11 protein-coding genes are annotated in these 14,090 nt (G+C 40.2%); 5 read left to right on the top strand and 6 right to left on the bottom strand.

The window, feature by feature from the left end; all coding sequences use genetic code 11:
* Window positions 1-82: 82 nt before the first annotated feature.
* Entirely contained in the window at window positions 83-658 is a 576-nt protein-coding gene (locus AC056_RS11820) for a DUF805 domain-containing protein (RefSeq protein WP_077163707.1), read from the bottom strand.
* Between the two features lie 294 nt (window positions 659-952).
* Between AC056_RS11820 and acs the strand changes: the two genes are divergently transcribed.
* Window positions 953-2,902, top strand: a complete 1,950-nt coding sequence (gene acs / locus AC056_RS11815; protein ID WP_077163706.1) for an acetate--CoA ligase — start codon at window positions 953-955, stop codon at window positions 2,900-2,902.
* A gap of 40 nt (window positions 2,903-2,942) precedes the next feature.
* Here the strand turns inward: acs and AC056_RS11810 are convergent, their stop codons facing one another.
* Window positions 2,943-3,485: a cysteine hydrolase family protein gene (locus AC056_RS11810; RefSeq protein ID WP_077163705.1), complete on the bottom strand. Its 543-nt coding sequence runs from the start codon at window positions 3,483-3,485 to the stop codon at window positions 2,943-2,945.
* Between the two features lie 105 nt (window positions 3,486-3,590).
* Here AC056_RS11810 and AC056_RS11805 point away from each other — a divergent pair, with 105 nt between their 5' ends.
* A complete protein-coding gene (locus AC056_RS11805) occupies window positions 3,591-4,004 on the top strand; it encodes an Lrp/AsnC family transcriptional regulator (protein WP_077163704.1) in 414 nt (137 codons plus the stop codon).
* Between the two features lie 94 nt (window positions 4,005-4,098).
* On the opposite strand, the gene sfnG is transcribed toward AC056_RS11805, so the two are convergent.
* Both sfnG and msuE read right to left on the bottom strand, forming a co-directional pair.
* Window positions 4,099-5,211 carry a dimethylsulfone monooxygenase SfnG gene (sfnG, locus tag AC056_RS11800; RefSeq protein WP_077163703.1) on the bottom strand — a complete coding sequence of 371 codons (1,113 nt, stop codon included), beginning with the start codon at window positions 5,209-5,211 and terminating at the stop codon, window positions 4,099-4,101.
* Window positions 5,212-5,254: 43 nt separating this feature from the next.
* Window positions 5,255-5,992, bottom strand: coding sequence for an FMN reductase (gene msuE / locus AC056_RS11795; protein WP_077163702.1), 738 nt, complete (start codon window positions 5,990-5,992; stop codon window positions 5,255-5,257).
* 375 nt (window positions 5,993-6,367) lie between these two features.
* Here msuE and AC056_RS11790 point away from each other — a divergent pair, with 375 nt between their 5' ends.
* On the top strand, window positions 6,368-7,018 hold the full coding sequence (locus tag AC056_RS11790; RefSeq protein ID WP_004704978.1) for a response regulator: 651 nt from the start codon (window positions 6,368-6,370) through the stop codon (window positions 7,016-7,018).
* A gap of 42 nt (window positions 7,019-7,060) precedes the next feature.
* On the opposite strand, the gene AC056_RS11785 is transcribed toward AC056_RS11790, so the two are convergent.
* Window positions 7,061-7,828: a hypothetical protein gene (locus AC056_RS11785; RefSeq protein WP_019458510.1), complete on the bottom strand. Its 768-nt coding sequence runs from the start codon at window positions 7,826-7,828 to the stop codon at window positions 7,061-7,063.
* Window positions 7,829-8,199: 371 nt separating this feature from the next.
* Entirely contained in the window at window positions 8,200-11,697 is a 3,498-nt protein-coding gene (locus AC056_RS11780; protein WP_077163701.1) for a PAS domain-containing hybrid sensor histidine kinase/response regulator, read from the bottom strand.
* Window positions 11,698-11,880: 183 nt separating this feature from the next.
* Between AC056_RS11780 and AC056_RS11775 the strand changes: the two genes are divergently transcribed.
* Complete coding sequence (locus tag AC056_RS11775) at window positions 11,881-12,213, top strand: DUF485 domain-containing protein (RefSeq protein WP_000372818.1); 333 nt, start codon at window positions 11,881-11,883, stop codon at window positions 12,211-12,213.
* Between the two features lies 1 nt (window position 12,214).
* Window positions 12,215-13,930, top strand: a complete 1,716-nt coding sequence (locus AC056_RS11770; RefSeq protein ID WP_068935262.1) for a cation acetate symporter — start codon at window positions 12,215-12,217, stop codon at window positions 13,928-13,930.
* The last annotated feature ends 160 nt before the right edge of the window (window positions 13,931-14,090 follow it).

Here is a 14,090-nt window from a genome sequence, read left to right as displayed (position 1 = left end):
GCTCTTTTAGCTTCCATCATAGTAGGAGATAAAATGTGCGCCTACTATAATGAGTTCAACTAAATAATAAAGTGTTTTTTAATTAAAAGTATTGCGTTCCTTTTTGTAAAATTTGTGTTGGGGTTTGAAGAGTATCGGTACCAGAGAAGTAGTAAAAAAAGCCTGCGGTAGAAATAAGGCTAATTAAAATAGCGAATAAAATAAACCAAGCCATCAGTTTTTCTATAAAGGTTGAAGGTCGAGCTGGACCATATTGATTTGGACCTGCTGTACCAGGAGCAAGCAATAAATAGATCATGAAAAAGAACTGTACGACTGGAATAAATAACAGCAGCCCCATCCAACCACTTTTATTTAAATCGTGCAAACGTCTAACAACCAGAACAATATTTAAATAAATCAAAAATAGCCAAAAAGCCCAGACCACTAAAGCACTTACGCCAGAAAGAGAACTATAGAACTCAAAATTAAATAGATTACTTGAAAGCTGAAAACTTCCAAGAAATGAAGCCAAAATGAAATAACCTATAAGGGTGACTAAATAAATTAGGCCATAACCACCCAAATAACTCATGCGGTTAAAGCGACCATGAATTGAAAAAGGGCTATCTTTAAATGGAAGTTGTGGTGGACGTGAAGAGGGCGTTTCGGCAAACATATTATTTTATTCCTGTGCTGCGTCTAAAAGGTAAAATAATCTTTGTTGATAGTCAAAACCATCAAAACTTGAAAAAATTATAAAAGGAAAAGCTATAGACAAATGTTTTAAATCAACTTAATTTTATAAAAATGTTCACAATTTCGTATGTTTGAGTAAGTGGTTAATATGTGACCAAAGTCGGATTGTCTAGGCTTTGAAACAGTCATCATACTGAAAAGGCATACAAATAAGATCCAGTAAAATAATAGCCACAGTCTCGAGATGGGATGCACAAGATCAAGGAAGTTGCGTATGAATGAGATCTATCCAGTACCAGAGGAATTTAAAAAAACAGCTCGTACTGTTGAAGCAGACTACTTTAAACGTTATCAACACTCTATCGAGAACCCAGATGAATTCTGGGCAGAGCAAGCTAAAATTGTCGATTGGATAAAGCCATTTACCCAAGTTAAAAATACGAGTTTTGACAAAGACAATTTCAAGATTGAATGGTTTGCTGATGGTGAGTTGAATGTGTCAGCAAACTGCCTAGACAGGCATCTTAAAGAACATCCACATAAACCTGCAATTATTTGGGAAGGTGACCATCCTTCTCGTCATAAAATCGTTTCTTATAAAGAATTACACGATGAAGTCTGCCGCTTTGCCAACGTTTTGAAAAAATACGGTATTGGTAAAGGTGATCGTGTTGTGTTGTATATGCCAATGGTGACTGAGGCTGCAATTGCCATGTTAGCCTGTGCCCGTATTGGCGCGGTTCACTGCGTGGTGTTTGGTGGCTTCTCGCCAGACTCTTTAGCAAGTCGTATTGAAGATAGCCAAGCTAAACTGGTGATTACCGCAGATTCAAGCTTGCGTGCTGGAAAACTATTACCCCTCAAAGAAAACGTTGATTTGGCTTTAGCTTTGCCGGGTACTGAGTGCGTTGAAAACGTGATTGTGGTTTACCGCAATGCAAACCCGATTGAAATGAAGCCGGGCCGCGATTTGTGGTATCACCTCATTATTATGGAGGTAGATGCAAACTGTCCTCCAGAACCAATGAAGGCAGAAGACCCTTTATTTATTCTTTATACTTCGGGATCGACAGGAAAACCGAAAGGGGTATTGCATACTACGGGTGGTTACTTAGTCTATGTAACCAGTACCTTTAAAGAGGTCTTCGATTTAAAACAAGATGATGTTTACTGGTGTACAGCTGATATTGGCTGGATTACAGGGCATAGTTATCTGATTTATGGTCCACTAGCAAATGGTACGACGACCTTAATGTTCGAAGGTGTACCTCAGTATCCAACATGGGCACGTCTTGGTCATGTGGTCGATAAACACAAAGTCTCTATTTTATATACAGCGCCAACCGCGATTCGTGCCATGATGCGAGAAGGTGATTCGTTTGTACGTGAGAGTAATCGTAGCAGTTTGCGTTTACTTGGTTCGGTTGGTGAGCCAATTAACCCAGAAGCTTGGAACTGGTACTACAACGTTGTTGGCGAAGGCCGTTGCCCGATTGTTGATACATGGTGGCAAACCGAAACAGGCGGTATTTTGATTGCTCCATTGCCGGGTGCAACAGCTTTAAAACCGGGTTCAGCAACACGTCCGTTATTTGGTATTCAACCCGCCATTCTAGATGGTGAAGGTAATGAGTTAGAAGGTGCGGCTGAAGGTAACCTTGTAATTAAAGATTCATGGCCGGGTCAGATGCGTACCATTTGGGGTGATCCTGATCGCTTTATTGAGGCGTATTTCTCTACCTTTAAAAATACTTATTTTACAGGTGATGGTGCTCGCCGTGATCAAGATGGTTATTACTGGATTACAGGTCGTGTTGATGATGTTTTAAACGTTTCGGGCCATCGTTTAGGTACGGCTGAAATTGAAAGTGCTCTTGTTTCGCATGAGTCAGTAGCAGAAGCAGCGGTAGTGGGCATGCCCCATGACATTAAAGGACAGGGCATTTGTACTTTTGTGACCTTACAGGCGGGTGTGCCAGAGTCGGAAGAACTGCGTAAAGAGTTAATCAACTGGGTGCGTAAAGTGCTTGGGCCTGTGGCTTCACCTGATGCACTACATTGGGCACCAGCATTACCGAAAACCCGTTCGGGTAAAATTATGCGCCGTATTTTAAGAAAGATCGCGGCAAACGAGCTTGATAGTTTAGGCGACACTTCAACCTTGGCTGAACCGGCTGTAGTAGATCAGTTAATTGCAACGGTTTATCCCGATAAGCAAAACTAATTTTAAAAAGCCCCATTTGGGGCTTTTTCATTGAGATTCATTAAGAGTTTGCTAAAAAGTCAGCAGTATTTTGTACATTTGCAAATGTACTCAGCGCAGTTAAAAAAGCTGTTTGTACATCTTCAGCTTTTGTAGTCTTTTCAGCATAGCTTAAGTCACGTGTTGCAGTAGCATCTTCAATTAATATGGGTTGATAGCCAAGTTCTTTGGCTGCACGTGTCCCTGAGTCAATACACATATGTGTCATCATGCCTGTAATCACGAGTTGTTCAATTTGATGTGCTTTTAAAAGTTCTTCTAAATTGGTTTCTAAGAAACTATTTGGATAATGCTTTGTCACGATTAATGAATCACTGCCAGCACTAAGTTCAGGATGAAGTAAAACCCCATCTGTATTTTCTTGAAAGAAACTCGCTTGTGGCGGGTTAATATGTTGCACATAAATAATCGGTAAATTTTTCTCGTTAAAATATTGTTCAAGCTGCTTTATTTTATCGAGCGCTTGATCTGGTCCAACCAATTCCATTTTGCCATTTTTAAAATAATCATTTTGAACATCGATAACTAATAGTGCTTGTTTCATGAGAACACTCTTGTTTGTATAAGATAAAACAAGGTTATTCTCTGTCAGTAAAATCGGCTATAGTCCTATGAAAGCATTAACGCCAGTTTTCTTTCGCCATGAAAAATGAATATTGAACTAGACCCGATTGATCTAAAAATTATTGCATTACTCAAGCAAGATTCCCGCTTAACCAATAAAGAAATCGGGCAGCGAGTTCACCGGACGGGGCAGGCGGTGGGTACTCGAATTGCTCAATTAATGGATGCAGGGGTTATCAAAAATTACACCATTGCCGTTCAATATTCGCATAAACAATTTATTCATTTGCATCTAAATGAACAACGCGCTTTTGAAGAAATTGAAAATTTAGTGAAGCAATATGAACAAATAGATGAATGTTTCAAAGTCATGGGCAATGCTTGCTACATGATAGTCAGTCATTTTGAACCTGCAGCATTAAATGAATTTATTGAGGTACTTTCGAAATGGTGTCGCTATTCAGTTGAAACAGTGATTCGAGAAGTCGAGAAACCTTAAAAAAATAAAAGCTCCAATCCGAGTCTTGGAGCCAATAAATCTTTATTTTAGTTTATTGTTTTTATTATCTTGCGCTGTTTTTAACTGGAGTTTTTTAGGCTGATTTCGCTTGGATTTCTACCTCCTTTTCCTGTTGAAGTTCTAACTCACGAACGAGTGGCAGAACTTTTTCTCCGAAATATTCCACCTCTTCAATAAAGTGTAAGAATCCTGAAAGAACTAAATCGACACCTACATTTTTAAGCGCCACGATACGCTCTGCAATTTGCTGAGGTGTACCAATTAAATTGGTTTTAAAGCCGTCGTTATATTGCACTAAATCTTCAAAACTTGATTTTGCCCAGTTACCTTGTTGCTCTGGAGATGCTGCACCTGCTTCACGAGTTGCATCGCCAAAAGCATTTACGGCTTCAGTGTTGGCTTTATCAATAATTTCTTGAAGTACCGCTTTTGCTTCTTCTTCGGTATCTCTAGCAATAATGAACGCATTTACACCAATTTTGACGTGATGATTATTGGCTTTAGCTTTGGTGCGAATGTCTTCGACCTGTTTTTGAATTTCTTCGACAGTATTGCCGTTGGTGAAATACCAGTCAGATACGCGTGAAGCCATGTCACGTGCGGCACGTGAACTACCTCCTTGAAACACTTCAATATGAGGCTTTTGCAGAGGTTTTGGTTTAAGTGTGTAGTTTTGGAACTGGTAGTATTTACCATCGAAACTATAGTTATCGGTGGTCCAGATTCCTTTTAGCGTACGAATAAACTCTTCAGAGCGGACATAGCGCTCGTCATGCTCTGGCCATTCCTCACCAATCGCATCAAACTCGCCTCTGAACCAGCCACTTACAACATTAATCGCAATACGGCCTTCAGTTAGATAATCAATTGTCGCGAGCTGTTTAGCTGCCAGTGCCGGTTTCCAAGGGCCGGGCAGAATAGCCGCAATCACCTTAAGCTTTTCAGTTTTTGCCAGTAATGCATGACTGAAACTCACGGATTCATGCTGGTTTTCTGCCCCATAGCCCGCCGTAAAACGAATTTGAGTGAGCGCATATTCAAAACCATTGTTTTCGGCTGCCTGAGCAAGTCGAACATTGTAGTCATAACTCCAGTCTGTACGCTGTTCGATGCTGCTCACAACAAGGCCACCGCTTACATTCGGTACCCAATAAGCAAATTTAATCGGTTGTTGTAATTGCGTCATGGTGCGCTCTCCCATTCGTTATTTTTATTTAGCGATATTGCGCTTAGGCAACATGCGTTAATGATTTGCCAGACTTATGATGCAAACGAGACTCTGCTGCATCAAGGTTTGGTACAGCTGCTGAAGGTAATACTTCTTCTTGCTCAATTTGCTTGTTAATACCAAGTTCTTGATTTGCTTGCTGAGTCTTAGATTTGATTACCTCTGCACGTTTACCTTTTGCTGGTGCCCATTCTAAAATTGGTAATGCACGAGCCACTGCTAGCGTAATACGGTCAGATAGTTGCTCGCTTTTTACCGTATATTCAGGGGTAAAGTCGCGATCTGTTGCATATACGCCAATTGGTAAAGTTTGTGCTTGGAAGAAGCTAAATAATGGACGAAGTTGATGTTCGAGTACCAAGGCATGGCGATCACTACCACCTGATGCTGCTAAAAGTACAGGCACGTCAACCAACGCAGTTTGTTCAACAAAATCGAAGAAATGTTTGAAAAGACCTGTAAAAGAAGCACGGTAAACAGGAGTACCGACAATTAGGGCATCTGCTGCTTCAACCGCTGCAAGATCATCTTGTACACGCTGCGGAAGTTGATTGCGATAAAATGCACCACCAAGTAATGGCCCAATTTCGCTTAATTTAATAAAATGAACTTTAACATCGATTGCTTCTGATAATTCATCAAGAATGGCTTGAACCAGACTTTCGGTTTTAGATGGGGTATTTAAGCCACCAGAAACGGCAACAATATTTAAAGGTTTTGGTGATTTGATACCAGTCATAATTTGGTCCTAAGCCTAAAAAAGAACATTGGACTTATTAATCAACATCAACGATAAACTGTAAAATAACGAAATTGGTCAACCTTATCAGTTTTAAATATAAAAGATTAATCATGGATTTTTATAGTTTGGTTTTCTATTAAGCTACTGTTTTTATTTTATATAATTATAGGTGATATATTTTTTATAATAAAAAGTAAGCTTATATAAAAAACAGATTAATTTTTATTAAAAGTTAAAAAACATCTGAAAATTTTGTCTAAGTTATGCATTTATCAATATTTTGCATAAAAATGGATACGATGAACGTATCTTTCATCTAAATAGTAGGGTTACAATAGGCCATACTTATGCTCAAGATTACTTTAATCGCTTATGAATATTTTAATCGTTGATGATCATCCTTTGTTTCGTCATGCTTTAATTCAAGCAGTACGTTATAGCCTGCCACAGGCACAAATTCATGAAACAGCTTCGGTTGATGAGTTTTATGAGCGTTTGGAAAATGGGGCAGAACCTGACCTAGTGTTACTCGATTTAAATTTACCGGGTGCTTCAGGTTTCTCCGCTCTTGTTTATGTAAGAGCTCAGTATCCTGCTATTCCAATTATTGTAGTTTCTGCGCATGAAGAAACTTCAATTATTCAGCGTGCAATTGCGCATGGCGCGATGGGTTATATTCCTAAATCGGCTCATCCAAGTCATATTGGTGAAGCGATTCGTCAAGTTTTAGATGGTGAAATTTGGTTACCACCAAACCTACCGTCAAATCTTAATCTTGATCCGAGAGCGGCAGATGAAACTGCTTTAGCGGAACGTATTCAGTCTTTAACGCCTCAGCAGTTCCGTGTTTTAATGATGGTTGCTGAAGGTTTGCTAAATAAACAGATTGCCTACGAACTCGATGTTTCGGAAGCAACGATTAAAGCGCATGTAACCGCTATTTTTAGAAAATTAGGTGTACAAAATCGTACACAAGCTGTACTGGCAATTAGCGCACTCAATATTGAAGATAAGAAAATTTAAAAATAAAAAAAGACCTCAATTGAGGTCTTTTTTATGTTCCACTTAGGCAAGGCAGTCTTGCTTAGGTGTGAGGCTGTCGCAGTACAGTGGGTTAAGAGCACATTGCAAATCATCGATCTGTTCTTGGGTCACATAGCCTTTACTTTTTAAATATTCAGCTACACGGTCATCACGCAAGCTTAAGAAAGCTGCATCATAAACACCTAAATCAACAAACAGAGCAGCTGTTTCCAGACTGTTGAATCGATCAAGGAAAATGTCATTGCCATACATTAAGAAGATATGGTCAAGTTTTGCTTTTTCATCAACATGCAGACGTTCAGCAAGTTGATGTGGAGGTGTTTTAATAAACAGTAAGTCAGAAAGCTCATCAAACTGAGTCATATCTAACTGGTTTTCGCCAAGTTTGACATGACCTAGCCAAGCTTTGAAAACTAAAACAGCACCACCACGTAGAAGCATACTCCAGATTTGATGACGTGTGTCATGGTCAAGATTTTCACTTTCAGCACTAAGAACTTTTAGAAAATTCTCTTCCTGTTGAGCCAATTTATCAAATAAGCCTAAACCTTGAGGATGATAAGCAGCAGGTGCAAATACATCAAAATTTAGATCATGAAATACATTAAGCGCGAGTGGTACAGCACACTGATAAATTGTATTGAGTGCTTTGATATGCGATTCGCTAAGCTTGCTATGAGGAAAAATACTTTGCCAATCTAATTCTGGAAGTAAGGCATTAGCACTATATTGACGATAAAACTGTTGAGATGAGAGTTGCCCTTGCGGGTTGTTATCAGAAATATTCATGGCAGTTGTCCTTTGCTTTAATTCAAGAGCTGGCTATAGGCAGAAGTAAGTTCAAATATAAAATACGTTTGGAATATTTATGTGCTATGAAGAATGCAAGTAGAATAAGACTAAAGTCTTATATGGTGTTTTTAAGTAAATAATATTTTTAAAAAACATTGGTTTATTAAATTGTAACTAGGTGTACACGTGTTCACTTACAAAAAAGGTGAGCTTTGCCATAGGAAATTAAGCATTGGAAACTTTGGTCAATCATTCATGGCCTAAAAGAAGACTTTTTGAGCAGTTCTGCCTATTTGCTTAAATTAACCACATAATTTTTGCCAAAAAATATCTCCCAAACCTATAGAAAGCTTGAGAGATGAAAATAATTAGTCAATTGTGTTGGCAATTTTAAGTCCAGATAACCAAGCTCTTAATGAGGCAGGTTTAAGTGGTTTCTTCAGTAAAACGATATTTAATTCTTTTAATTGCTGTGGTAACTCAGGATGGGAGTCAGCAGTAATTAAAGCAACTGGAACATCGTGTTGACGATTTTGATTAATAAAATCAACACCAAGTTGATTGTTATTTAAGTGTTGGTCGATGAGCCAAACCTGAATATTCTCTTTTTGAATAATGTCTAAAGCCTGTTCAGGTTCAGTAGCTTTGAATACCTGATAACCCCATCGCCCTAATAAACTACTCATACCCTCTAAAATCGTTTCGTCATTATCTAAGCACAAAATACGGTACGCTTTGGTTTTTAAAGGCACAGCTTGTACAGCTGGTGTTGTAACTTTTGGTGGCTCGACAATAGGTACCTCAATCATAAAGCATGAGCCTTTGCCCAACTCTGAGTAAACGTGAACTGGGTAATTGAGCAAGCCAGTCATACGTTGTACGATCGCAAGCCCTAGTCCTAAGCCTTGTTCACCCCAAGGTGATAAATGGCCACAACGTTCAAATTCTTGGAACAGCTTAACTCGTTGTTCTTCGGCAATACCAGGGCCAGTATCCCAAACGCCAATTCGAATATGATTCGGCTGCTGTGCAGAACGGAGCACACCTACGACTACTCGGCCTTTGGCGGTGTAGCGTAAGGCATTGCTGACAAAGTTTTGAATAATACGACGAATCCACTGTGGGTCGGTATCAATCCAGAACGATACATCATGAACTTTTAGGGAAATGTTTCGCTGTGCAGCGATCGATTTGAACTGGAGTTCAAGGTCGCTTAATAAATCGTGTAGAGGATAAGGCTGTCTTTTTGGTTGGATACTGCCCCCTTCTAAACGAGCTATATCGAGTAGGGCAGACAACATACTTTCGGCACCATAAAGTGCTCGGTCAAGTTGTTGTAAGGTTTGGCGGTCTTCTTCTGTCGAAATACTTTGCTCAAGCACGGTACTAAACAGACGAGCTGCATGCATAGGTTGCAATAAGTCGTGACTTGCCGCTGCAATAAATCGGCTTTTTGACATATTTGCCATATCGGCTTGTTCACGCGCAAGTTGTTGCTCGGTTAAAGCATCTGCAAGTTGTTGAGTTCGGTCTTTTACTCGGGCTTCAAGTATTGCCTCATTCGCACGGAAAGCAGTAATGTCGGCGAACGTTGTAACAAAGCCACCGCCTGAAATTGGGTTACCTCGCATTTGAATTACGCGACCGTCTTTACGGATACGTTCAAACTCATGCGCGCTGCCGACTTTCATCCAGTGAAGACGTTTGCGGACATGTTCTTCGACTGAACCGGGACCACATTCGCCACGTTCAGCGTTATAACGAATTAGGTCGGCAATAGGACAGCCCACATAAACAAGGTCTTTTGGATAGCCAAATAGTTTTAAATATTGATTGTTCCACGCGACCAAACACATATTTTTATCAACTACACTGACCCCTTGGGTCATGTGGTCAATCATGGTCATGAGCAGATTTTGATTAAAACGTTGCCATTGTGAGGCTTGGTCTAAAATATTGGCGACTTGGCCTAAAGCGAGGCCGTTATTGATCATTGCTGTGGTTAGCAAGGTACGTGCAGAAGCTGCACCGATAATACCTGCTAGATATTGCTCGGTAAAACGCCACCACATACCATTGGCAATCGTATTTGGATTGAGTGTGAGATGGTTTTGCTCACAAAAGTTCTCGAATGCTTGTGTGGTTGGCTGCTCACCTGTAATTCTTTTGGCTAAGGCAAATAGATCACCTACTTTTAAGCGAGCTGCGTCATGTGGAAGGTAAGTTAAATCGGTAGAGGTATGTGGTGAGGGTAACGGTTTGGTTTCATAATAAAAAAAGCTTTCTGCCTGAATTTGTTCAGCAACACTTGGACGATAAATTTTTGAAATCCAGATGTATAACAGAATATTTAAACCGAGCGACCAAATCACGCCATGAGTTAAAGGAGCAAATGACTCAAAACCAAAAAGTGACTCTGGACGTAAAGCATTTATGCCAAATGGGCCGAAGAGCAAAATACTTTGTGCAGTTTCCTGATAGGCTTCTGGTAAGCTACGTAATATGGTTGGAAAGAGTAAGGTGTAACTCCACATTAAAAATCCAACGATGAGTCCAGCGTAGACACCTTGACGACTTCCACCTCGCCAATACAATCCACCAATCAGTGCAGGTGCAAACTGAGCTACCGCACTAAACGCCAATAAACCAAAAACTGAAAGCTGGTTAATGTCATTAAAGAAATGGAAAAATAAGAAGCCAAGTAGCATTACTGCGACAATACTAATACGACGGCTGAACTTTAGAACTTTAGGTAAATGTTTATCGTGACGCGACAGCAATTTAAAACGCCATAAGGCAGGCATAATCAAATCGTTACTGAGCATGATAGACAATGCAACTGATGAAACCAGTAACATACCTGTCGAGGCTGAAAAGCCGCCCAAAAAGGCCAATAAAGCGAGCCACTCTTGGTTATAACTTAAAGGTAAGGACAGCACAGCCACATCGGGTACGGTCAGGAATTTTGGTGCAGCATGCAAAGCCCAACTTGCGATTGGAATAATCGCAAGAATAGTCAAAATGAGATAAACCGCGAACCACTTACGAGCACCACGAATATGCTTTTCATCGCGTAGTTCAACCACTGCCACGTGGAACTGACGTGGTAAACAAATAATCGCTAAGCCTGCCAGCAAAGTTTGAATCCAGAAAGTTTCAGGGACACCAAAGAGCTGTACTTCCTGAAAAGTCTGATTCACATCAGAGGTCATTTGGCTCAGGTTAGCTGGTGATTCAAAAATAAAAAATAAAGCCACACACAATAAGGCAAATAACTTCACAAACGACTCAAATGCAACAGCAAGCATAAGTCCGCCGTGTTGTTCCGTGTTTGCAATCTGCCGTGTACCAAAAATCATGGCTAAAATAGCAAGCACACTGGTGAGCAATAACACGCTATTGGTCGTGGTATGAATGTGCGAGTTTTGCTCCATAATGACAGAAGTACTTAAAGCAATGGCACGGAGCTGTAATGCGAGGTAAGGAATAATCGCGATAACCGCAAGAATAGTCACTAACGAGGCGAGTACACCACTTTTACCATAGCGTGCTGCGACAAAGTCAGCGATCGAGGAAATCGCATGGTGCTGACGAACTCGGCCTAAACGCCGCCAGATGTCATAACCAAACCAGACAAATAAAAGTGGCCCTAAATAAATAGGTAGGAAGATAACGCCTTCTCGAACGGCAGCGCCAGTTGCGCCATAAAATGTCCATGAAGAGCAGTAAACACCTAAAGTTAAACTAAATAAAAACATGCGGCCACGTGTGCCGAGACGACTGGCATGCTTCTCACCAAAAAAAGCACAGACAAATAAAAGCGCAATATAAAGAGTGAGAACCCCAATAATCAGCCAGCTGTTCATATGACCTACGTAAGTGAAACCTTATGTCTATCATAACCTATGCCGAAACAAAGCTATAAATTGATTAAATTTTAACGACCAAAGTCTAAGTTACGACTAAGCTGGAATCTTGCTAACTTTAATTATGAAAAAATACATTAAAAAAAAGTGACCAAGGTTGGGCACTAGGTAAGGAGTTTGGTTATGGATCAGAGCCAAGTAGAACAGATTCTACGCAATCCAAAGTTTCAAAAAATGGTCAAGAAAAAAAGTGCATTAAGCTGGACGCTCACAATCATCATGTTAGTGCTATATGTGGGCTTTATGCTGCTTGTGGGCTACAACAAAGAATTTTTGATGAGTTCCTTTAGTGGCGGTGTAACGACATGGGGTATCCCGCTTGGTTTAGGAATTATTGTTTTATCTTTCCTACTCTGTGGTGTCTATTCCTATATCGCAAATAATACCCTTGACCAATTGAGTGAAGAAGCGTTGAAGGAAGTTGAAGCCATCACGCACGAGAAAGGACTACACTAATATGAAATGGAATTCATTAAAAGCGAAAGCCCTAATGGGTGCAGCATCGCTATATTCAACTGTTGCTATGGCAAGCCCAGACTTAGGTGAAGCAGAGCAACAAGCAACCAACTGGCATGCCATTATCATGTTTGTCATCTTTGTTGGTTTCACACTGTTCATTACTAAATGGGCTGCAAAACAAACTCAATCAGCACAAGACTTCTATACTGCGGGTGGGGGAATTAGTGGTTTCCAAAATGGTTTGGCGATTGCAGGTGACTATATGTCAGCGGCGTCTTTCCTTGGTATTTCCGCAATGGTGTTTAGCTCTGGTTTTGATGGCTTGCTTTATTCACTCGGATTTATGGTCGGTTGGCCAATCGTTTTATTCTTGGTGGCAGAGCGCTTACGTAACCTCGGTAAATATAACCTTTCCGATGTCGTGTCATTCCGCCTTGAAGAAAAACCAGTTCGTACTTTAGCTGCTTTGAGTTCACTTGTTGTGGTCGCGTTTTACTTAATTGCGCAAATGGTAGGTGCAGGTCAGCTCATCAAATTGCTATTTGGTTTGAACTACAACATTGCGGTTGTCATCGTTGGTCTATTAATGATGGCATACGTAATTTTTGGTGGCATGTTGGCAACCACATGGGTACAAATCATTAAAGCAGTGATGTTACTGAGCGGTGCGACCTTCATGGCATTTATGGTCATGAAAGCAGTTGGATTTAGCTTCAGCAACATGTTTACCCAATCAATTGAAGTCTTTAGTAAAGTTCATAGCATCAGCTTTGAAGACGCTTCTAAAATTATGGGTCCGGGTAAACTTGCAGCAAACCCAATTGATGCCTTATCTCTTGGTTTAGCACTTATGTTTGGTACAGCAGGTCTTCCACATATTCTTATGCGTTTCTTCACCGTAAAAGATGCAAAAGAAGCGCGTAAGTCGGTTGTGGTTGCAACAGGTTTCATTGGTTACTTCTATCTTTTAACTTTCATTATTGGTTTTGGTGCGATCCTGTTTGTATCAAACAACCCACAGTTCCTTGATGTTGCAAAAATGGCTATGACAGGCAAGCTTGAGCTTGTTGGTGGTAACAACATGGCAGCCGTGCATTTAAGTGACGCTTTAGGCGGTGACTTATTCATGGGCTTCATTTCAGCGGTAGCGTTTGCAACGATTCTTGCTGTTGTTGCTGGTTTAACACTTTCAGGTGCATCTGCAATTTCTCACGACTTATACGCTAACGTATTTAAGAAAGGTCAAACGACTCCAGCTTCTGAACTCCGTATGTCAAAAATTGCAACACTTGGTTTAGCAATCTTTGCCATGATTTTGGGTATCTTGTTTGAAAAGCAAAACGTAGCGTTCATGGTGGGCTTAGCGTTCTCTGTAGCGTGTTGTGCAAACTTCCCGGTACTTGTTCTTTCAATGTTCTGGAAAGGTTTGACTACTCGTGGAGCAGTTATCGGTGGGGTGGTTGGTTTGGTAACCGCAGTTGTACTGATTATCTTATCTAAAGCAGTTTGGGTAGATACGTTAAAAATCTCTGATACACCAATCAACCCATTCAACGGTCCTGCGTTATTTGCTATGCCATTGTCATTCCTTTGCTGCTGGTTCTTCTCCGTGACTGATAACTCAGCACGTGCGAAAAAAGAACGCGCTGCTTTCGATGCACAATATGTACGTTCAATGACAGGTATTGGTGCTTCTGGTGCATCAGATCACTAAAATCAAAACGTATTAAATATTTCATAAAAAGCCCTGCGGGGCTTTTTTTGTTTCTCCCATATAATTATTAATAAGAAGCTCCTTAATAAAGAACAACTTGTTTATCCTATTTTTTGTACAGTATGATTTTCTATAATTCAAAACATAACGAAAAAACGGA

This window comes from Acinetobacter genomosp. 33YU, from assembly GCF_001990725.1.
GTDB classification, from domain to species: domain Bacteria; phylum Pseudomonadota; class Gammaproteobacteria; order Pseudomonadales; family Moraxellaceae; genus Acinetobacter; species Acinetobacter seifertii.
Note: the sequence above shows the minus strand (reverse complement) of the source record. Positions and strands in the feature narration are given on the sequence as shown.